The following is an 18,839-nucleotide window of genomic DNA, read 5'->3' as shown; positions in this document are numbered from 1 at the left end:
CGCGTGGAAGCCTTGTTCGGGCAGTTGTTCGCGGGTTTGTCGCTCGGGTCGGTGCTGCTGCTGGCGGCGCTCGGCCTGGCGCTGACGTTCGGTCAGATGGGCGTCATCAACATGGCGCACGGCGAGTTCATGATGGCGGGCGCGTACACCGCCTACGTGGTACAGGGCGCGGTCTCCGACGCCGGGGTGTCGCTGCTGCTATCGATCCCGCTGGGGTTCCTGGTGGGTGGCGTGCTGGGGCTCGTCCTGGAGATGACGCTCATCCGGCGGATGTACCACCGGCCGCTGGACACGCTGCTGGTCACCTGGGGTGTGGCGTTGATCCTGCAACAGGTGGCGCGCGACATCTTCGGCGCGCCGAACGTTGACGTGAAGGCGCCGTCGTGGTTGTCGGGCAGCGTCGACCTGGGTGTGGCGCAGGTGCCCGCGTCGCGGTTGTTCATCCTGGTGCTGGCGGTGGTCGCCGTGGGCGGGCTCTCGCTGGTGCTGGCGCGGACCGCGCTGGGCCGCCGGGTGCGCGGGGTCGTGCAGAACCGGGACCTGGCCGAGACGGTCGGCATCTCCACCCGGGCCACGGACAAGCTGACGTTCTTCATCGGCTCCGGGCTCGCGGGCGTGGCGGGTGTCGCCCTGACCCTGCTCGGCTCGACCGGGCCGACGCTGGGCACCAACTACATCGTCGACGCGTTCCTGGTCGTCGTCGCCGGCGGCATCGGGCAGATCAAGGGCACCGTGATCGCCGCGTTCGGGCTGGGCCTGCTGCAGGCCACCTTCGAGTACTCGACCACGGCCAGCCTGGCCAAGGTGGCGGTGTTCGTGGTGATCGTCGTGTTCCTGCAGATCCGGCCGCAGGGCATCTTCAGCATCAGGACGAGGAGCCTGGCATGACGATGGAGCTGGACAAGGCCGACGAGACAGGCACAGCGGTGGCGCGGACCCCGCCCAAGAGGAAGCTCAACAAGGAGTGGGCCACCGCGTTCGGGTTCATCGCGCTGGCGGTGGCGCTGCTGGTGCTGGCCCCCGCGGTGCTGTCGGACTTCCGGCTGTCGCTGCTGGGCCGGTTCGTCTGCTACGCCATCGTCGCGGTGGGCATCGGCCTGGCCTGGGGCCGGGGCGGGATGCTGACGCTGGGCCAGGGCGTGTTCTTCGGGCTCGGCGCGTACGCGATGGCCATGCACCTCAAGCTCGCCGACGCGGGCGCGGACGGGGTGCCCGACTTCATGAAGCTCTACGGCTCGGGCCAGGTCCCCGGTTGGTGGGAGCCGTTCCGCTCGCCGGTCTTCACGGTCATCGCGATCGTGGCCGTCCCGGCGCTGGTCGCCTTCGGCCTGGGCGCGGCGGTGTTCCGGCGGCGGGTGCGCGGGGCGTACTTCGCGATCCTGTCCCAGGCGCTGGCGGCGGCGTTCGCGATCCTGCTCATCGGGCAGCAGGCCTCCATCGGCGGCACCAACGGGCTCAACGGGTTCCGGTCGTTCTTCGGGTTCAACCTCTACGACCCGGTCAACAAGCGGATGCTGTTCTACATCGCCGCGTCGGTGCTGCTGGTGATGGTGCTGGTGGTCTGGCAGCTCTACCGGTCCCGCTACGGGGAGCTGCTGGTGGCCGTGCGCGACCAGGAGGAGCGGGTGCGCTTCCTGGGCTACGACCCGGCCAACGTCAAGATCGTCGCCTACGTGGTCGCCGCCGCCATGGCCGGGATCGCCGGGGCGCTGTTCGTGCCGATCGTCGGGATCATCTCGCCCGCCAGCGTGGGCGTGGTGCCCTCGATCGCGTTCCTGATCGGGGTGGCCATCGGCGGGCGGTCGACGCTGTTCGGCCCGGTCGTCGGGGCCATCGCGGTGGCGTGGGCGCAGACGTCGCTGTCGGAGGCGTTCCCGTCGTTCTGGACCTACTTCCAGGGGGCGATGTTCGTGCTCGTGGTGGCGTTCCTGCCCAAGGGCTTCGCCTCGGTGGGGGCATTCCGCAAGCGCAAGGAGGCCAAGGCGTGAACGGCGACTACCTGGAGCTGACCGACGTCGGCGTGAGCTTCGACGGGTTCGTCGCCGTCGACGGGGTGTCGATGACGGTGCTGCAGGGCGACCTGCGGTTCCTCATCGGCCCCAACGGCGCGGGCAAGACGACCCTGGTCGACGCGATCACCGGGCTGGTCCCGGCGACCGGGTCGGCGACGTTCGGCGCGACCGAACTGCTGGGCAAGAAGGTGCACAAGATCGCCCGGCTGGGCATCGGCCGCACGTTCCAGACCGCGAGCGTGTTCGAGGAGCTGTCGGTCTTGCAGAACCTCGACATCGCCGCGGGCGCCGGGCGGGGGCCGCTGACGATGCTGCGCCGCCGGACCTCGGTGCCCGAGGAGGTGGAGCAGGTGCTCGAGGTGATCGGGCTCGAGGACCTGCGCGACCGGCAGGCCGGGGTGCTCGCGCACGGGCAGAAGCAGTGGCTGGAGATCGGGATGCTCATCGTGCAGAACGCGCGGGTGCTGCTGCTCGATGAGCCGGTAGCGGGCATGAGCGCGCACGAGCGCGAGGAGACCGGGCTGCTGCTGCGGCGGATCGGCGCGGAGCGCACGGTCGTGGTGGTCGAGCACGACATGGACTTCATGCGCTCGTTCGCCACGTCGGTGACCGTCCTGCACGCGGGCAAGGTGCTCAGCGAGGGCACCGTCGCGCAGGTGCAGGCGGACCCGAGGGTGCAGGAGGTCTACTTGGGACGCGCGGCGGAGGGGGTGGCGTGATGCTGGAGATGATCGACGTCAACGTCGGGTACGGACGCACGACCGTGGTGCACGGCGCCACGGTGGAGGTGCCCGCCGACTCGGTCGTGGCGATCACCGGGCACAACGGGGCGGGCAAGACGACGCTGCTGCGCGCGGCGGCCGGGCTGCTGCGCCCGACGTCGGGCAAGGTCGTGCTCGACGGCGAGGACGTCACCAGGATGCGGCCCAACGAGCGGGTCAAGCGCGGCCTCGCCTACGTGCCGCAGGGCCAGCAGTCCTTCGGGCAGCTCACCGCCGAGGACAACCTCAAGCTGGTCGCCGACACCCGCCGCGACGGCAAGCGGCTGATCCGCGAGGCGCTGGAGATGTTCCCGGCGCTGGTGCCGATGCTGGGCAGGCGGGCCGGGTTGCTCTCCGGCGGGCAGCGCCAGCAGTTGGCCATCGCGCGGGCACTGATCACCCAGCCCCGGCTGCTGGTGCTCGACGAGCCGACCGAGGGCATCCAGCCCTCGGTCGTGGCCGAGATCGAGGCGACGATCCGGTCCCTGGCCTCCGGGTCGGGCCTGTCGGTGCTGCTGGTGGAGCAGCACATCGGGTTCGCGCTGTCGGCCGCGGACAAGTACTACGTGCTCGAGGCGGGCCGCGTCACCGCCTCCGGCGAGGGCGGTCCGGGCGCGCTCGACGGCGTCCGAGCGGCGATGGCCATCTGACAGTGCCCGAGCCACTGCGCGACCAGGTCTACCTGCGCCTGCGCGAAGAGGTCCTGGCCGCCCGCTGGTCCCCCGCGGACCGGTTCACCGAGCCCAAGCTCGCCCGCGCCCTCGGCGTCTCCCGCACCCCGGTCCGCGAGGCCCTCACCCGCCTCATCGCCGACGGCCTGGTCCGGCGCCACGACTACGGCTACTCCGTCGTGGTGCCGGACCTGGCCACCGTCCGCGACCTGCACGAGGTGCGGCTGGCGGTGGAGCTGCGCGGCATCACCCGAGCCATCGAGGACCCGGACCTGGGCCATGACCGCTCGGCCCTGGACGCCGAACTCCTGCGCTGGCGGGCGCTGCGGGCCGCGCCTCCCCCACCGGGGCCCGACTTCGCGCTGGAGGACGAGCGCTTCCACACGGCGCTGCTGGCCGCCACGGGCAACACCGAACTCGTCGGCGCCCTGACCGCCCTCAACCGCCGCACGCGGCCGATCCACCTCTACTCGTTCCCGGACCCGGCGGCAGTGGCGGTCGCGATCGCCGACCACATCGAGATCCTGGAGCACCTGGGCTCCGGTGACGTGGGCTCCGCGGTCCGTCTCCTGCGCGCCCACCTCGACCCCAACCTGGCCGCCACGGCCGAGCGCGCCGCCCGTGCGCTCGCCGTGCGACTGACAATGCGCTAGCCGCTCACCGCCCCATTTCCCCCGCTCTCCGCGATCGACAAGACAACGCGGGACCGAATGGCTAGGAATGCGCGACGTCACCGCAGGCGGCGTTGCAGCAATCATCGGTTCGGGAAGGAACACAGGTGAGGAAACCACGGAATGACGCCATCGGGGTGCTGGCCGAGGTGGCAGGCGCCGGGTGGGGGACGACCCTGCGCATGAGCATGCTCCTGCTCTCCCGATCAGCGGTTCTGCTGGCGGCGATCTCGGTCGTGCCACTGCCCTGATCGGCTGGGACCAGCCCGCCGCGGCGCGTGGGAACGCGTCGCAGCGGGCTTTTTCTTGGACAGGTTGTGTCTTTGGGGTTGAAACACCGCTTATCGCAAGACGAGCGGTGGCTCCTAGCGACCACCGCGAGGCTACCAGAAAAGCTTCAATTGGCTACAGGTAGGTATAGGTGTTTCGCGGCGATCACCGCGAATTCGCTGCGAGATCATCGCGGCCGTGAGCAAGGGCCTGCCGAACGACGACCTGCTGCAGAAGCTGGCCAGGTTGATCGCCAACGCACGCGTGGGACGGGGTTTGAACCAGATCGAGGCGGCCCTCGAGGCCGCTGTCTCCAAGTCGTCCTGGCAGAACCTGGAGCGCGGCAGCAGGCTCGACGGACGGCCGTTCCGCCCCACCGAGGAGCTCGTCACCGCCGCCGCGACGGCGATGGAGATCGATCTGGCCGAGGCGCTCGCGCTGCGCGAGGCCGCCGTGTCGAACGAGGACTCGCCGACGCCCCGACGCATCCGGGCGGCGGGGCGCAAGCTGGCGAAGGCGGATGGCCAGCGGGAGATCGGGCGCATCTACCGCGCCTTGGAGCCCGAGGCCCAGGACATGGTGCTCTACGTCGCCGAGAAGCTGCTCAGCCTCCAGGACCGAGCCACCCGCGCCGACGGGGGACCGGACCCGGAGGAAGACCGCGCACCGGACACGTCGAATTAGCATCCGCTTGCCGCGCTCGTCACGCTCAGCGGCAGCAGGGCGGGCTTGAGCCTGCGTTCGGGTGAATGTTCTGGGTGGACGGTGGCTCACCTGCGGGTCTGCGTGGGGAAGTGGGAAATAAACGGGAAGGCTCATGCCCCTTTGCGGGCTTGTCCGACGCCGGGCGGGCGGTCAGGATTCGACCAGGCGGGGGTTGGGTTGGTTGGGCGGCCCAACAGGACGACTCAGCGGGGCAGTTCGGCGGGATATCCACCTTCTCCGGTCGCGGGACGCGAACCGGTGCTGCGGAAGGAACGGCCTGTGCGACGTCGACGGCTTGGGATCTTGGGTGGGGTGCTGGTCGCGCTGGCAGTGGTCGGGGTGAGCTCGCCGGTCGGGGCGGCGAGGGGGGTGGGTGGGCGGGAGTCCGCCGAGTACCACGTGAGCGGGGTGACGACGGCTCAGCAGCGCAGTGCGGTGGCGGCGACCGGGGCGGCCGTCACCGGGGTGGAGGACAGCAGGCTGCTGATCTCCGCCACGGCCCGGGAGGTGGCGGAGATCCGGGCGATGGGGCTGACCGTGGCCGCCGAGGCGGCGGTGGTGCGGGACCTGGGGGTGTTGGCGGCCAACGACTTCCCGAGCGCGGACTCGCGGTACCACACCTTCGCCGAGATGAACGCGGAGATCAACCAGGCGGTCGTGGACCACCCGGGGATCATCACCCGGCGCGTGATCGGCAAGACCTACCAGAACCGGGACATCGTCGCGGTCAAGATCTCCGACAACGCCGCTTCCGACGAGGCCGAGCCCGAGGTGCTGTTCACCGCGCACCAGCACGCCCGCGAGCACCTGACCGTCGAGATGGCGCTCTACCTCATCAAGACCATGACCGACGGCTACGCCACCGACAGCCGGGTCAGGGGACTCGTCGACACGCGCGAGATCTGGGTGGTGCCGGACGTCAACCCCGACGGCGGGGAGTACGACATCGCCACCGGCGCCTACCGCGGCTGGCGCAAGAACCGGCAGCCGAACGCGGGCACGTCCGCGGTGGGGACCGACCTCAACCGCAACTGGAACCACAAGTGGGGCTGCTGCGGCGGTTCCTCCGGCAGCCCGTCGAGCGAGACCTACCGCGGGCCGCGGGCGGCGAGCAGCCCGGAGGTCACCGCGTTGCAGGACTTCATCAGCTCGCGGGTGGTCGGCGGCAGGCAGCAGATCACCACCGGCGTGGACTTCCACACCTACTCCGAACTGGTGCTGTGGCCCTACGGCTACACCTACAGCAACACCACGGCGGACTTGAACTCCACCGACCAGCGGGTGTTCGCCACACTGGGCCGGGGCATGGCCGCGCGCAACGGCTACACCGCGCAGCAGTCGTCGGACCTCTACATCACCGACGGCTCCATCGACGACTACCTGTGGGGCGTGCACAAGATCTACGGCTACACCTTCGAGATGTACCCGGCCAGCGGCGGGGGCCTGTCCGGCTTCTACCCGCCGGACGAGGTGATCGCTTCGGAGACCGCGCGCAACAAGGACGCGCTGTTCTACCTGCTGGACCACGCCGATTGTCCTAAGAGGTCGATCGGTCAGACCTGCTGACAACCGACTCGCGCCCCGGGCGGGTTGAACCCTGCCGCCCGCTCGGGGCGCTCCACACCCGGGGGGCGCACCCCGGGCACGAGCTCGCCGGGTCCACCCCTGCAACCGGGGCCCGACAGGACGAGGGAGACCGAAGATGAGCCAGGGCAAGTGGACCGCACGCATCCGACGGGCCGTGCTGGTCGCCGCGGGCGCGACCATGCTCGCCACCGGGCTGACCGCGCAGGCCGCCGCCGCGCCGCCGCCGCCGACGCCGGGTGAGGTGAGCCCGCAGGTCGTCGGCGGCACGCGCGCCGCGCAGGGCGAGTTCCCGTGGATGGTGCGGCTGTCGATGGGCTGCGGCGGGGCCATGTACACCAAGCAGATCGTGCTGACCGCCGCGCACTGCGTCGACGGCACCGGTCCCGAGACCGGCATCACCGCCATCTACGGCGTGGTCGACCTGCAGAGCCCCGACAGGATCACCCGCAAGTCGGCCTACGTCTACCAGAACCCGGGCTACTTCACCGCCGAGGGCGGCGACTGGGCGCTGATCAAGCTGGCGTCGCCGATCCCCGGCGCGGCCACCCTGAAGCTGTCCACCAACACCGCCAACGACTCGGGCAGGTTCACCGTCATCGGCTGGGGCGCGGCGACCGAGGGCGGCCCGCAGCAGCGCCACCTGCTCAAGGCCAGGGTGCCGTTCGTCAGCGACACGGCCTGCGAGGCGGCGTACCCGTCGATGATCGCCGAGACCGAGATCTGCGCGGGCTTCCCACAGGGCGGCACCGACACCTGCCAGGGCGACTCCGGCGGCCCGATGGTCCGCCGCAACGCGAACGGCAACTGGGTCCAGGTCGGCATCGTCTCCTACGGCGCAGGCTGCGCCCGGCCCGGCTACCCGGGCGTGTACGCCCAGGTGAGCGCGCTGGCGTCGGCGATCGCCGCACGGGCTGCGAAGCTCTAGGCCCTCGGGGAGCCGTCCCCGCGCAGTCCACCGGGTCCACCCCCTGCCAGGGCCCGGGAGGAAAGGAAGAGAACCATGATCGAGGGCAAGTGGTACTCCAGGCTCCGGCGCGCGGCCGTGGCCGCCGTCGGCGCGGCCACCCTGACCACCGGGTTAGCCGCGCAGGCCACCGCCGCGCCGCCGCCGGACGACGGCCCGCTCACCCCGCAGGTCGTCGGCGGCACGCGGGCGGCCCAGGGTGAGTTCCCGTGGATGGTGCGGCTGTCGATGGGCTGCGGCGGCGCGATGTACACCGACCAGCTCGTGCTGACCGCCGCGCACTGCGTGAACGGCACCGGCGACAACACCGGCATCACCGCCACCTACGGCGTCGTCGACCTGCAGAGCGGCAGCCGGGTCACCCGGCAGTCCAGCTACGTCTACCGCAACCCCGGCTACTCGACCGCCGCGGGCGGCGACTGGGCGCTGATCAAGCTGGCGTCCCCGATCCCCGGCGCGGTCACCCTGCCCACCGCCACCACGCCCGCCCACGACAGCGGCACCTTCGCGATCATGGGCTGGGGCGCGGCGACCGAGGGCGGGGCCCAGCAGCGCTACCTGCTCAAGGCGCAGGTCCCGTTCATCTCCGACGCCGACTGCCGGTCGGCGTACCCGTCGATGAAGGCGGGTGTCGAGATCTGCGCGGGCTTCCCGCAGGGCGGCACCGACACCTGCCAGGGCGACTCCGGCGGCCCGATGGTCCGCCGCGACGGGAGCGGCAACTGGGTCCAGGTCGGCATCGTCTCCTACGGCCGCGGCTGCGCCCGCCCGAACTACCCCGGCGTCTACGCCCAGGTCAGCGCCCTGTCCGCGGCCATCGCCGCGCAGGCGGACGTGCTCGGCGGCGGCACCCCGCCCGGGGGCGGCGAGACCTTCTCGAACACCACCGACTACGCCATCCCCGACCGCGGCGTGGTCAGCAGCCCGGTCGCCGTCTCCGGTGTCGCGGGGGCCGCGCCGTCCGCGCTCAAGGTCGGCGTCGACATCCGCCACACCTACCGGGGCGACCTGGTGATCGACCTGATCGCCCCGAACGGCACCGCGTTCCGGCTGAAGAACTCCAGTGGCGGGGACTCCGCTGACAACGTCATCGAGACCTACACCGTCAACGCGTCCGCCGTCCCGGTGGCCACCGGCACCTGGCACCTGCGGGTGCAGGACGTGGCCACGATCGACACCGGGTACATCAGCAACGTCACGCTGACCTTCTAGCCCGGCGCGGCTTTCGGAACTCGGCCCAGGCCGCTCGGCCAGACCAGCGGGAGCAGGGCCCCGGGCGGTGCGCACAAGCCACCACCCGGGGCCCTGACCTGTGAAGTTGTCACGCCGGAGGTATCAGTTGGCACCGTACTCTGGCTGAACCGAGCAGTTACGGGCAAGATACGGACAAAGTTACCCCGAGGTAGCAGTTACCCGGGAGTAACAGGAACGTACGGAGCCATCCGGAGGAGAGACCATGCGCGAGTTCGCCGTCCCCGCTGTCGCTGTGCGAGAAGAGGCGGGCGGCCTCGCGGACCTGGTGTTCACCAATGCCAGGACAACGCCGAGGCACGTCCAGTTCCGCCGGAAGAACGGCGAGAACTGGACCGACGTCACCGCCGCCGAGTTCGCCGACGAGGTGACCGCGGTGGCCCGCGGCCTGATCGGGTCGGGCGTCGGCGCGGGCGACCGGGTCGCGATCCTGGCAGGCACCCGGTACGAGTGGACCCTGCTCGACTTCGCCGTGTGGGCGGCGGGCGCGGTGCCGGTGCCGATCTACGTGACCTCCTCCGCCGAGCAGATCCAGTGGATCCTCTCCGACTCCGGCGCGGTGGCCGTGGTGGTGGAGACCGAGGAGCACGAGAAGCGCGTCGCGGCCGTGCAGAACGAGTTGGCCGCGCTCAAGCACGTGTGGCGGATCGAGGGCGGCGCGATCGACGCGATCACCGCCGCGGGCGCCGAGGTCGACGCGGCCGAGGTCGAGGCCCGCCGCACGGCGGTGCGGGCCGACGACCTGGCCACGATCATCTACACCTCCGGCACCACCGGCCAGCCCAAGGGCGTGTCGCTGACGCACGCGAACTTCTTCGCCGAGGTCGGCTACGGCGGCGAGGTGCTGACCCGGCTGTTCAAGGGGACCGGGCTGCCCGACGACGCCGCCACCCTGCTGTTCCTGCCGATCGCGCACGTGTTCGGCCGCATGGTGCAGGTCGGCTGCGTGTACTCGCAGACCACGATGGGCCACGGCCCGGACGTGAAGAACCTGCTGCCCGACCTCGCCGCCTTCCAGCCGACGTTCATCCTCTCGGTGCCCTACGTGCTGGAGAAGGTCTACAACGGGGCGCGGCAGAAGGCGCACGCGGGCGGCAAGGGCAAGATCTTCGACGCCGCGGCGGCCACCGCGATCGCCTACAGCGAGGCCGAGGGCAAGGCCGGGCTGGGCCTGAAGGTCAAGCACGCGCTGTTCGACAAGCTGGTCTACGGCAAGCTGCGCGACGCGCTGGGCGGCAAGACCCGCTACGCGATCTCCGGCGGCGCCGCGCTCGGCCTGCGGCTGACCCACTTCTACCGGGGAATCGGCCTGGTGGTGCTCGAGGGCTACGGCCTGACCGAGACCACCGCGGCGGCCACGGTCAACGCACCGGACAACTTCAAGGCGGGCACGGTCGGCCAGCCGCTGCCGGGCACCGCGGTGAAGATCTCCTCCGACGGCGAGATCCTGCTCAAGGGCGGGCAGGTGTTCAACGGCTACTGGAACAACGCCGCCGCCACCAAGGACGTGCTCGACGCCGACGGCTGGTTCGCCACCGGCGACCTGGGCAAGCTGGACTCCGACGGGTTCCTGTCGATCACCGGGCGCAAGAAGGAGATCCTGGTGACCTCCGGCGGCAAGAACGTCGCCCCGGCCGTCATCGAGGACCGGATCGCCTCGCACCCGCTGATCGCGCAGGCCATGGTCGTCGGCGACGGGCAGAAGTACATCGCCGCGCTCATCACCATCGACCCCGAGTTCTTCGTGCACTGGAAGAAGTCCGCGGGCAAGCCGGAGTCGGCCACGCTGGCCGACCTGGTCGACGACGCCGACCTGCAGGCCGAGATCCAGACCGCGGTCGACGAGGGCAACGCCGCGGTGTCCACGGCGGAGTCGGTGCGCAAGTTCCGGGTGCTGACGACCGAGTTCAGCCCGGAGACCGGCCACCTGACCCCGTCGCTCAAGCTCAAGCGCTCCGTGATCATGAAGGACTTCGGCGCGGAGGTCGATTCGCTCTACTCGTGAGCAAAACCGTTCCTGCCAACCGATTGGTAACGGTGATTCAGCTCTCCCGGGTACACAGGTGCCGGGGGTCTGCCTTAACCTGACCGAAATCCACGGCCGGGGAGGGTGGGGGCGATGGGGCGGCACTCGTCGGGCCGGGGCCGGTTGCGCCCGGCGCTGCGGTTGGTCGCGGTCGCCGCGGCGGTCGGCCTGCTCGCCTGGACGGCGGTCAACGTCGTGCCGAAGTGGTTCGCGTTCACCTGCGACGAGCCGCCGACCCTGGCGGTCACCGCCGCGCCGGACATCGCCCCGCTGGTCGAGCTGATCGGCGAGCGGGTCGAGGAACAGGGCCGCGCGGGCGACGAGGCCTCCTGCTACCACGTCGCCGTCACCGCCAAGGACTCCGCCGGGGTGGCCGAGTCCTTGGCGGTCTCGGCCGATGGCGCCCTGCCGGACGTGTGGATCCCCGAGAGCACGATGGTGCTGCGCCGCGCGCAGGCCAACGGGGCGTTCAGCGGTCCGGTGAACGGCACCTCCATCGCCAGCACCCCCGTGGTGCTGGCGATGACCGACGAGACGGCGACCTCGCTGGGCTGGCCGGGCAAGCAGCCCACGTGGGCCGACGTGCTGGCCACCCCGGCCGAGACGGCGATCGGCGCGCCGGACCCGGTGCGCGACCCGGTCGGCACGGCGGCGGTCTTCGGCGTGCGGGCGGTGGCCGACACGACGCCCGACCCCGAGGGGGCGCTCACCGAGTCGCTGCGCCGCCTCGCCGAGCACACCGCGCCCACCGCGCGCGAGCTCTACGACCGGCTGCCCGGGACGGGGTCGCCGGACCGGCCGCTGGCGGTCATCGCCACGACCGAGCGGGACCTGTTGCGGCACAACGCCGCCGACTCCGGCTACAAGGTCGTCGCGGGCTACGCCGACCCGCGGGCGCCGTCGATGGACTACCCGTTCACCGTGCTGCCCAGCGCCGCGCAGGACAAGCGAGACCTGGCGTTGAGGTTCGCCGGGCGGCTGCTCGACGAGTCGTCGGTGCGGGCGCTGGGCGACGCCGGTTTCCGCGCGGCCGACGGCGACGTGCTGCGCGACCGGTCGGTCGACCAGCGCACCAGCACCGACCCGGTGCCCAGGGTCGACGCGCCCGACACCGCCGCGATCGACAAGCTGCTCAACCAGTGGGCCGGGGCGAACCGGGCCTCGCGGTCGCAGGTGCTGCTGGACGTGTCCGGGTCGATGGCCGCGCAGGTGCCGGGCGCGGGCGCCACCCGGATGGAGGTCACCGCCAGGGCCGCCGCGCTGGGCATGACGCTGTTCCGGCCGGAGTCCAAGTGGAGCCTGTGGCTGTTCTCCACCGAGCTCGACGGCGACCGCGACTACCGCGAGCTGCTGCCGATGGGGCTGGTGAAGGACCACCTGGGGGCGGGGGCCAAGGAGAAGGTCGAGGCGGTCGAGGCCGTCGAGGGCGGCGCGACCGGGCTCTACGACAGCGTGCTGGCCGCCTACCGGTCGTCGCGGTCGAACTGGGAGGCGGGCCGGATCAACGTCGTGATCGTGATGACCGACGGCCGCAACGAGGACGCCGACGGCATCAGCCGGTCGGAGCTGCTGACCGAGCTGGCCGCGTTGCAGGACCCGAACCGGCCGCTGCCGCTGGTGGGGGTGGGCATCGGGCCCGACGTCGACGAGGAGGAGCTGTCGGCGATCGCCGCGGCGACCGGCGGCCAGGCCTACACGGCGGCGGACCCGACCAAGATCTCCGACGTGTTCTACACCGCCCTCGGCAAGTTCCTGTGCCAACCGCCCACCTGCGGGACGGGCTGACGTGGACTCCGGCCACCTCGACGTCGGAGACGGGCAGACGATCTACTGGGAGAGCTGCGGCGACCCGGACGGCAAGCCGCTGGTCTGGCTGCACGGCGGCCCCGGTATGCCGCAGACCGAGCGCTGGCGGCGCAGGCTGACCGCGCACGGGCACCGGGCGATCCTGTTCCACCAGCGCGGGTGCGGGCTGAGCACCCCGCACGCCGCCGACCCGGCTGTCGACATGTCGCCCAACACCCTGCCCGCGCTGGTGTCGGACATGGAGGAGCTGCGCGGCTACCTGGGCGTCCGCCGGTGGCTGGTGGCGGGCGGCGCCTGGGGGTCGACGCTGGCGCTGGCCTACGCCCTGGCGCACCCGGAGCGGGTCACCGAGATGGTGCTGACGGCGGTCACGACCTCGGGCCCGGACGAGATCGCGTGGCGGTACGCGGAGCTGGCCAGGGTGTTCCCGGAGGAGGCCGAGCGCTTCCACGGCGGGCTGGCGTGGCCGGAGGTGCTCGACGACTACGTGCGGCGGCTGGGCTCGCACGACGCCGCCGTGCGCCAGGAGGCCGCCGAGCGGTGGTGCGCCTGGGAGCAGGCCGTGCTCTCGCACGAGGCCGGGCCGCCCTCGGCGTTCAGCGGCGAGGTGTCCGACGACCTGCTGGCCTTCGCCCGAATCTGCGCGCACTACTTCGCCCACTCGGCCTGGCTGGAACAGGGGGCGCTGGCCCGCTCGGCGGCCGAGGTGCTGGCGGGGGTGCCCGCCGTGCTGATCCACGGCCGGCTGGACCTGGGCAGCCCGCTGCGCACGGCGTGGCGGCTGGCCGAGTCGTGGGAATCCGCCGAGCTCGACGTGCTCGAGGGTTCCGGGCACCGCTTCACCGCGGCGGCGAACGCCGCGCTCTCGCAGGCCCTCAAGCGCTTCGCCTGAGCCATCGGGGCTCACCCGTGGACCGGTACTGGCCTGTTTTTCACATAACGCCATTGTTTGAGTAGCATTGATATCGCTACAGTTCGGAATCGTCGGGGACCGGTCTCAGCGGGGAAGGGTGTCGCATGCGTTGCAACGCGGTGTTGGCCTGGGTGCTGGCGGCACAGGCGGACCCGGGCGAGGACGACGTGGACTGGCCCGAGGTCGACGAGCCGTCGGACCCGGTCCCCCACCCGCGGCCGCCGGACTGGACCTGGGTGGCAGGGCAGCTCTGACCCTCCGCCCTCCCTTTTCGACGAGAGGTGTCCGATGCGCGCCCTGGAGCTGACGGCTGCCCACGCGGCCTGCCCCGCCCCGGCGCTGCGCCCGCTGCCGCTGCCCGACCGCGCCACCGAGGCCGGGCTCAGCGGGATGACCGCGACCGGCATGCTGCACGGCTACCTGCGCCACCGGGGTGGGCCGCCCCGCGCGGCGGTCTGGCGCGACGGGCGGGTGGTGGTGCTGGAGCGCCGCAGCCCGAGCGACACCGTCGCCGCCAACGACGTGGACCAGGTCGTCGGCGCCTACACCCGCCACCCCGGGGAAGCCGCCAGGGCGGCGCTGTGGACCGGCGGCGAGCGCGTCGACCTGCACCCGCCGGGCGCGTTCGAGTCCAGCGCGGTCGCCATCGCGGGCCAGGGCGAGGTGCTGGTCATCAGCCACCACGTCGGCGCCGACCCGACCAGCACCGCCAGCGACCTGTCGCTGTGGCGGTTGGGGCGGTGGACGACCCTGGTCGAGGACGGCTGGTTCGACGACCCGGTGCTCGGTCCCACCGGCGACGTCGCGGTGCGGGTGGCGGACCGGACGCTGCTGTTCCCGCGCGGGCGCGGCCCCGGCATCCGGCTGCCCGGCCTCGGCTGCGACCCCGCGCCCCGGCCGGTGGCGGTCAACGCGGCGGGCGAGGTCCTGTTGTCCTGCGCGGACTCCGGCCGCGGCCGGGTGGCGCTGTGGCGCGACGGCGGGCTGACCGACATCGGCTCGCTCGGCGGCGGCGACACCCGGCTGCCCGCCACCGGGCCCAGGACCGGCCCGTGGCTCAACGCCGCAGGCGAGGTCACCGGCGTCTCCGCGACCCGGGACGGCCGCTACCACGCCTTCCGCTGGCGGGGCGGCACGATGACCGACCTGACCCCGGCCGCCGCGCACAGCACCAGCCACGGCGTCAACGAGCGCGGCGACATCGCGGGCGAGGTCCCGGCGACGGGCGGGCCGGGCAGCCGCGCCGCGCTGTGGCACCGCGAAGGCGTGACGCACCTGGGCTGGCTCACCCCCGGCCACCTCACCTCGCCCACGGCCCTGCACCCCCGGCTGCCGGTGGTCGCAGGCGTCGACCACTCCCCCGACGGCTCGACCACGACCCTCTTCACCTCCACCCGGTGAAAGAGAAGGCACGATGAGAGTGCTCAGAACCGTTCGGCCCCTTGTCTTAGCGGCGTCAGTGCTGACGCCCGCGGTGGCATCGGCCGCGCCGCAGTCCCCGCCCACGGCCCGGGTGCTACCCGCGCCGGAAGGGGGTCGCGGGCAGACCGCCACCGGGCTCCTGTTCGGCCGGGCCTACACGGCTGCGGGCAACGCGGCCGCGGTGACCTGGCGCAACGGCACGGCCGACCCTGCTGGATCCTCCGTGGCCTTCAGCGTGGCCACCCGCGCTACCTGCTCGACGAGATCGTCGGCTCGCGCGCGGCGCCGAGCGCGGCTCTTCCCGGAGGCCAGGAGCTGGGTCCGGGCACACCGGTCAGCACCCGGGGCGACATCGGCAACCTCGGCGGCGGTGCCACCCACACCGGCGGCGGCCCGACCAGCCACGGCCGCTGGCTCAACGAGAGCGGCCGGGTCGTCGCCAGCTCGCAGACCGAGTGGCGGTAAGCGGTTGAGGTGGTGGGCTGCCCCTCCCCCCGGGGGGCCGCCCACCACCGGTCAACCGCCCGCCGAGCGCGCCCGCTTGGCGTCGTACAGGGCGTCGTCGAGCATGGCCCGTTCCATCGCGGGATCGAGCTCTCCCAACGGGTAGCAGCGCCCGCGCCGGGACAGGGCCCGGCCTTCACCGCTGATCTCGAAGGTGCGGTAGACCAGGACCGCGTGCGTGAGCACCCGGCCGCTGGGCAAGTGGCCCTCCCTGGTCAGCAAGCGCTCCACCGCGTCCCCCGCGACCCGGCGCGCGCGCTCCGCCGGTCCGGGACCTGACAGCTCGGGATCTGGCATCTCGGATTCTGGCACGGCACACCCTCCCCAGTGGTTTCCCCCAGTTCACCACAAGGGACCGTCAGAAACGCCCGAGCGCTCAGTTGACGCAACCATGAGCGGTGGAGGTCCCACCCCCCGCGCCACCACCGCCGCCCGCGGCCCCGGATAGCTGCTCGGCCGTGAACGCCCGCACCGCCTCCTTGTCCACAGAGATCCCGGAGGCCCCGGTCTCGGTCCTGAACTCCGAGCTCAAGTAAGGGATCGTCTTTGTGTCCATAGGGGCCTGCGCGGTCACGGTGGCCGCGAAGGCCACGAGGTCCCAGCCGGGGTCAGTGCGCACGGCGCGGCCCACAGCGTCGAGGAACCCCTTGAGCCGCTGGGGATCGGAGAGCACACCGCTCGTCTGGAGCTGCTCACTCAGCGAGCCGAGGAACGCCGCCGCGCGCGCGATGCGGTCCAGGTCCCCGTTCGGCAGGTTGTGGCGTTGGCGCAGGAATGCAAGAGCCTGCTCACCGGAGAGGGTCTGCTCACCCGCTGGGAGGTCGACGCCGCTGTACTTGTCTTTGACAGCGTTGACGAGGCACACGCGGACCCCGCCGACAGCGTCGGTCAAGCCCACGAACGACAGCGTGTCCACGATGGCGACGTGCTCGGCCCGCACCCCGGTCAGCGCCTGCACCGAGGCGACCAGCGCGTCACGACCCGCGAGTGCGGCAGCGTCGTCGGCGGCGCCCGCCTGCTCCGCGGCCTGCACGGCCCGGCCGTGGATCGAGCCGAGCTTCCACCCCTTCTCCTCGTCGACCACGGTGTCCCGGGGCAGCGACACCCCGCTGATCCCGCCATCGACCCGGACCCTGGCCAGCACAAGGGAATCAGCCATGCCCTGCCCGTCCATCCCCACCAACAGGACGTTCTGGTCCACCCGGGCAGGCGGCGCGGCGATAGGGCTGTCGGTGGCCGCATTGTCTTTGAGCATCGACGGAACCACGACAGCGGCGACGACGACAGCGGCAGCCGCCGCGACGATGGCGAAGCGGGGCCACACCGGCTTGCGGCGCGCCGTCCGCAACCGGGACAGCACAGCCTCGGCGTGCGGGGCTTGGTCAGCCTCGGCCTCGACGGCCTGGCGAATGAGGATCTCGTGGTCGGTCATCGCAAAACCTCCGGGCTCCGCGCGTCAGCAGTGGCTTGGTGGGCGCGCAGCGTCGACAGCGCCCGGGACAGGTGGCTTCGGGCGGTCCCCTCGGTGCACCCCATGACCTGGGCGATCTGGGCGGTTGTGCAGTCCTCGTAGTACCGCAGGACTACAGCCGCCCGCTGCTGTCGCGGCAACCCCGCTATCCGCGCCCGCATCGCGTCCCGCTCCACGAACTCGCCCGCGAAGTCGCCAGTCGGGGGCGCCATGGCCTCCAGAGTGGCCCGAGAGGCCGAGATGTCCTTTGCCGCTTTGCGCCGCCGCCACGAGAAGTACTCGTTGGTGACCATCTTCTTGACGTAGAGGTAAGAAGCATCCATGGCATCGATGCGCGCCCACTTGCCCTGCACGCGCAGCAACACCTCTTGCACTATGTCCTGTGCCAAGTGGCGGTCACAGGTCATGGCAGTGGCGTACCGCAACAACCGGTCCAGCCTCTCCGCCACGAACTCGTCGAAACTCTGGCGCACCGCGGCCCCTCCTCGTGTCGAGTGCGCCCCGGGTAACGCGACGAGCAGCACCAACCGTTGAAGTGATCCAGGTCACTTGGTGTCGATGATGACCTCTTGGACGCGATTGGCGGCCGCGATCGGGTCCTCGTGTTCCCAGACGCGTACGACGGTCCACCCGTTGTCCGCCAGGCGCTGGTCGGTGTCGCGGTCCCTGGTGCGGTTGGCCTCGATCTTCGCCCGCCAGAACTCGGCGTTGTTCTTGGGCCAGGTCGCGTGCCGCGGGCAGCCGTGCCAGAAGCAGCCGTCGACGAAGACAGCGACTTTCGCGGGCCCGAAGACGATGTCGGCCTCGCGCCGGACGCCGGGCAGCGGACGCCGGTGGACGCGGTAGCGCAGCCCCCTGGCGTGCAGTTCCTTGCGCAACGCCAACTCGACAGTGGTGTCGCGTGAGCGCTGTCGGCTCATGCGGGAGCGGACAGCGGGGGTGGTGCTGAGCTCGGCCACTGCCGACCTACATCTCCTCGCCGGGGTCCAGCCGCAGGGACTCCATGGCCAGGTAGAGCTGAGCGATGCCGCGGGGGTGTTCGGCGGAGAAACCGGTGAGGTCGTGCAGGCGGCGGAGGTGGTACCGGATGGTGTTGGGGTGCACGCGCAGGATGTCGCCCACCTCTTTGGCCTGGCCGTCGTGCTCGAACCAGAGGCGGAGGGTGGCCAGGAGTTCGGAGCGCTCCTCGACGGAGGTGTCGGCCAGTCCCGCGAAGATCTCGCCCGCCAACTCGCGGGCCAGCTTGGGCGCGCCCGCGACCAGGGTCGTCAGCGGGTGCTCGCCGAACACGGCGACACCGGTCTCGCTCGGCGGGATGCAGCGGCGGGCGATGCGGGCGCGGCGCAGGGCGGCGGGGACCTTGGTCAGGCCGGAGACGGGGCGGCTCATGCCGACGACCTGGCCGGTGGAGGACAGGGCGGCGCGCAGGCCCTCGAAGTCGGCGGCCTTCTCCACCGCGACGATGCCGATCTCGGCGTCGGGCAGGCTGCGCCAGACGATGACCCGGCCGCGCTCCGGGTCGACGGTGGTGACCCCGACCTCGGGGCGGTCGCCGTCCATGGCGCCGTCGCCGTAGAGGACGATGAACAGGCCGTCCTCGGGCAGTTCCAGCACGCGGGCGGCGTCGGCGAGCTCGCTGCGGCGGGTGAAGCGGCCGTCGAGGAGGCGGTCGATCAGCTCCCGGCGGACCTTCTCCTCGGAGGGGACCTCGCCGATCTCGCGGTAGACGGTCACGTCCGCCGTGACGTTGTCGGCGGGCGGGGGCGTCTCGGCCTTGTCCGGCCCGGGTGCGAGGTCGACCACGG

General features: G+C 71.8%; 20 protein-coding genes and 1 pseudogene. 16 read left to right on the top strand and 5 right to left on the bottom strand.

Annotated elements, in window-relative coordinates:
* Nucleotides 1-3 precede the first annotated feature (3 nt).
* The 16 genes and pseudogenes from urtB (at nt 4) to GCL84_RS23075 (ending at nt 15,038) form a co-directional block, all read left to right on the top strand.
* Nucleotides 4-888, top strand: coding sequence for an urea ABC transporter permease subunit UrtB (gene urtB, locus GCL84_RS23145; protein ID WP_156757626.1), 885 nt, complete (start codon nt 4-6; stop codon nt 886-888).
* A complete protein-coding gene (urtC, locus tag GCL84_RS23140; protein ID WP_235926617.1) occupies nt 885-1,988 on the top strand; it encodes an urea ABC transporter permease subunit UrtC in 1,104 nt (367 codons plus the stop codon). Before urtB ends, urtC begins: the two co-directional genes overlap by 4 nt.
* On the top strand, nt 1,985-2,731 hold the full coding sequence (gene urtD, locus GCL84_RS23135; protein ID WP_235926615.1) for an urea ABC transporter ATP-binding protein UrtD: 747 nt from the start codon (nt 1,985-1,987) through the stop codon (nt 2,729-2,731). The genes urtC and urtD overlap by 4 nt, the downstream gene beginning before the upstream one ends.
* Nucleotides 2,731-3,423, top strand: a complete 693-nt coding sequence (urtE, locus tag GCL84_RS23130) for an urea ABC transporter ATP-binding subunit UrtE (protein ID WP_156757625.1) — start codon at nt 2,731-2,733, stop codon at nt 3,421-3,423. The genes urtD and urtE overlap by 1 nt, the downstream gene beginning before the upstream one ends.
* Nucleotides 3,424-3,425: 2 nt before the next feature.
* On the top strand, nt 3,426-4,097 hold the full coding sequence (locus tag GCL84_RS23125) for a GntR family transcriptional regulator (RefSeq protein WP_207710098.1): 672 nt from the start codon (nt 3,426-3,428) through the stop codon (nt 4,095-4,097).
* Between the two features lie 125 nt (nt 4,098-4,222).
* Complete coding sequence (locus GCL84_RS23120; RefSeq protein ID WP_156757623.1) at nt 4,223-4,366, top strand: hypothetical protein; 144 nt, start codon at nt 4,223-4,225, stop codon at nt 4,364-4,366.
* Between the two features lie 217 nt (nt 4,367-4,583).
* Nucleotides 4,584-5,069 carry a hypothetical protein gene (locus tag GCL84_RS23115; protein ID WP_156757622.1) on the top strand — a complete coding sequence of 162 codons (486 nt, stop codon included), beginning with the start codon at nt 4,584-4,586 and terminating at the stop codon, nt 5,067-5,069.
* 324 nt (nt 5,070-5,393) lie between these two features.
* The gene (locus tag GCL84_RS23110; protein WP_407924424.1) at nt 5,394-6,656 is read left to right on the top strand and encodes a M14 family metallopeptidase; all 1,263 of its coding nucleotides are present in this window, start codon (nt 5,394-5,396) and stop codon (nt 6,654-6,656) included.
* A 136-nt stretch (nt 6,657-6,792) separates the two neighbouring features.
* On the top strand, nt 6,793-7,602 hold the full coding sequence (locus tag GCL84_RS23105) for a S1 family peptidase (protein ID WP_156757620.1): 810 nt from the start codon (nt 6,793-6,795) through the stop codon (nt 7,600-7,602).
* Nucleotides 7,603-7,677: 75 nt separating this feature from the next.
* Nucleotides 7,678-8,472, top strand: a pseudogene (locus tag GCL84_RS23100) (S1 family peptidase); the annotation flags it as partial.
* A 3-nt stretch (nt 8,473-8,475) separates the two neighbouring features.
* Entirely contained in the window at nt 8,476-8,853 is a 378-nt protein-coding gene (locus GCL84_RS30305; RefSeq protein ID WP_235926632.1) for a proprotein convertase P-domain-containing protein, read from the top strand.
* 244 nt (nt 8,854-9,097) lie between these two features.
* Nucleotides 9,098-10,897 carry an AMP-dependent synthetase/ligase gene (locus GCL84_RS23095; RefSeq protein WP_156757618.1) on the top strand — a complete coding sequence of 600 codons (1,800 nt, stop codon included), beginning with the start codon at nt 9,098-9,100 and terminating at the stop codon, nt 10,895-10,897.
* 114 nt (nt 10,898-11,011) lie between these two features.
* On the top strand, nt 11,012-12,703 hold the full coding sequence (locus GCL84_RS23090) for a substrate-binding and VWA domain-containing protein (RefSeq protein ID WP_156757617.1): 1,692 nt from the start codon (nt 11,012-11,014) through the stop codon (nt 12,701-12,703).
* A gap of 1 nt (nt 12,704) precedes the next feature.
* Nucleotides 12,705-13,616: an alpha/beta fold hydrolase gene (locus GCL84_RS23085; RefSeq protein WP_156757616.1), complete on the top strand. Its 912-nt coding sequence runs from the start codon at nt 12,705-12,707 to the stop codon at nt 13,614-13,616.
* A 125-nt stretch (nt 13,617-13,741) separates the two neighbouring features.
* A complete protein-coding gene (locus GCL84_RS23080; RefSeq protein WP_156757615.1) occupies nt 13,742-13,891 on the top strand; it encodes a hypothetical protein in 150 nt (49 codons plus the stop codon).
* A 34-nt stretch (nt 13,892-13,925) separates the two neighbouring features.
* Nucleotides 13,926-15,038, top strand: coding sequence for a hypothetical protein (locus GCL84_RS23075; protein WP_156757614.1), 1,113 nt, complete (start codon nt 13,926-13,928; stop codon nt 15,036-15,038).
* Nucleotides 15,039-15,575: 537 nt separating this feature from the next.
* On the opposite strand, the gene GCL84_RS23070 is transcribed toward GCL84_RS23075, so the two are convergent.
* The 5 genes from GCL84_RS23070 to GCL84_RS23050 form a co-directional block, all read right to left on the bottom strand.
* A complete protein-coding gene (locus tag GCL84_RS23070; protein WP_197523456.1) occupies nt 15,576-15,875 on the bottom strand; it encodes a hypothetical protein in 300 nt (99 codons plus the stop codon).
* Between the two features lie 64 nt (nt 15,876-15,939).
* A complete protein-coding gene (locus GCL84_RS23065) occupies nt 15,940-16,995 on the bottom strand; it encodes an LCP family protein (protein ID WP_156757612.1) in 1,056 nt (351 codons plus the stop codon).
* Nucleotides 16,992-17,507: a SigE family RNA polymerase sigma factor gene (locus GCL84_RS23060; RefSeq protein ID WP_156757611.1), complete on the bottom strand. Its 516-nt coding sequence runs from the start codon at nt 17,505-17,507 to the stop codon at nt 16,992-16,994. Before GCL84_RS23060 ends, GCL84_RS23065 begins: the two co-directional genes overlap by 4 nt.
* Nucleotides 17,508-17,579: 72 nt before the next feature.
* Nucleotides 17,580-17,993 carry a very short patch repair endonuclease gene (locus GCL84_RS23055; RefSeq protein ID WP_156757610.1) on the bottom strand — a complete coding sequence of 138 codons (414 nt, stop codon included), beginning with the start codon at nt 17,991-17,993 and terminating at the stop codon, nt 17,580-17,582.
* A gap of 7 nt (nt 17,994-18,000) precedes the next feature.
* A complete protein-coding gene (locus GCL84_RS23050; RefSeq protein WP_156757609.1) occupies nt 18,001-18,837 on the bottom strand; it encodes a PucR family transcriptional regulator in 837 nt (278 codons plus the stop codon).
* Nucleotides 18,838-18,839: the final 2 nt, after the last annotated feature.

It is taken from the genome of Actinokineospora pegani (assembly GCF_009745975.1).
Lineage (GTDB): Bacteria > Actinomycetota > Actinomycetes > Mycobacteriales > Pseudonocardiaceae > Actinokineospora > Actinokineospora pegani.
This window is presented reverse-complemented; position numbering and strand designations above follow the sequence as displayed.

Coding starts and splice junctions, on each gene's coding strand:
- GCL84_RS23065 (WP_156757612.1), bottom strand. CDS start 16,995: ATGACCGACCACGAGATCCTCATTCGCCAGGCCGTCGAGGCCGAGGCT.
- urtC (WP_235926617.1), top strand. CDS start 885: ATGACGATGGAGCTGGACAAGGCCGACGAGACAGGCACAGCGGTGGCG.
- GCL84_RS23095 (WP_156757618.1), top strand. CDS start 9,098: ATGCGCGAGTTCGCCGTCCCCGCTGTCGCTGTGCGAGAAGAGGCGGGC.
- GCL84_RS23080 (WP_156757615.1), top strand. CDS start 13,742: ATGCGTTGCAACGCGGTGTTGGCCTGGGTGCTGGCGGCACAGGCGGAC.
- GCL84_RS23075 (WP_156757614.1), top strand. CDS start 13,926: ATGCGCGCCCTGGAGCTGACGGCTGCCCACGCGGCCTGCCCCGCCCCG.
- urtE (WP_156757625.1), top strand. CDS start 2,731: ATGCTGGAGATGATCGACGTCAACGTCGGGTACGGACGCACGACCGTG.
- GCL84_RS23105 (WP_156757620.1), top strand. CDS start 6,793: ATGAGCCAGGGCAAGTGGACCGCACGCATCCGACGGGCCGTGCTGGTC.
- GCL84_RS23090 (WP_156757617.1), top strand. CDS start 11,012: ATGGGGCGGCACTCGTCGGGCCGGGGCCGGTTGCGCCCGGCGCTGCGG.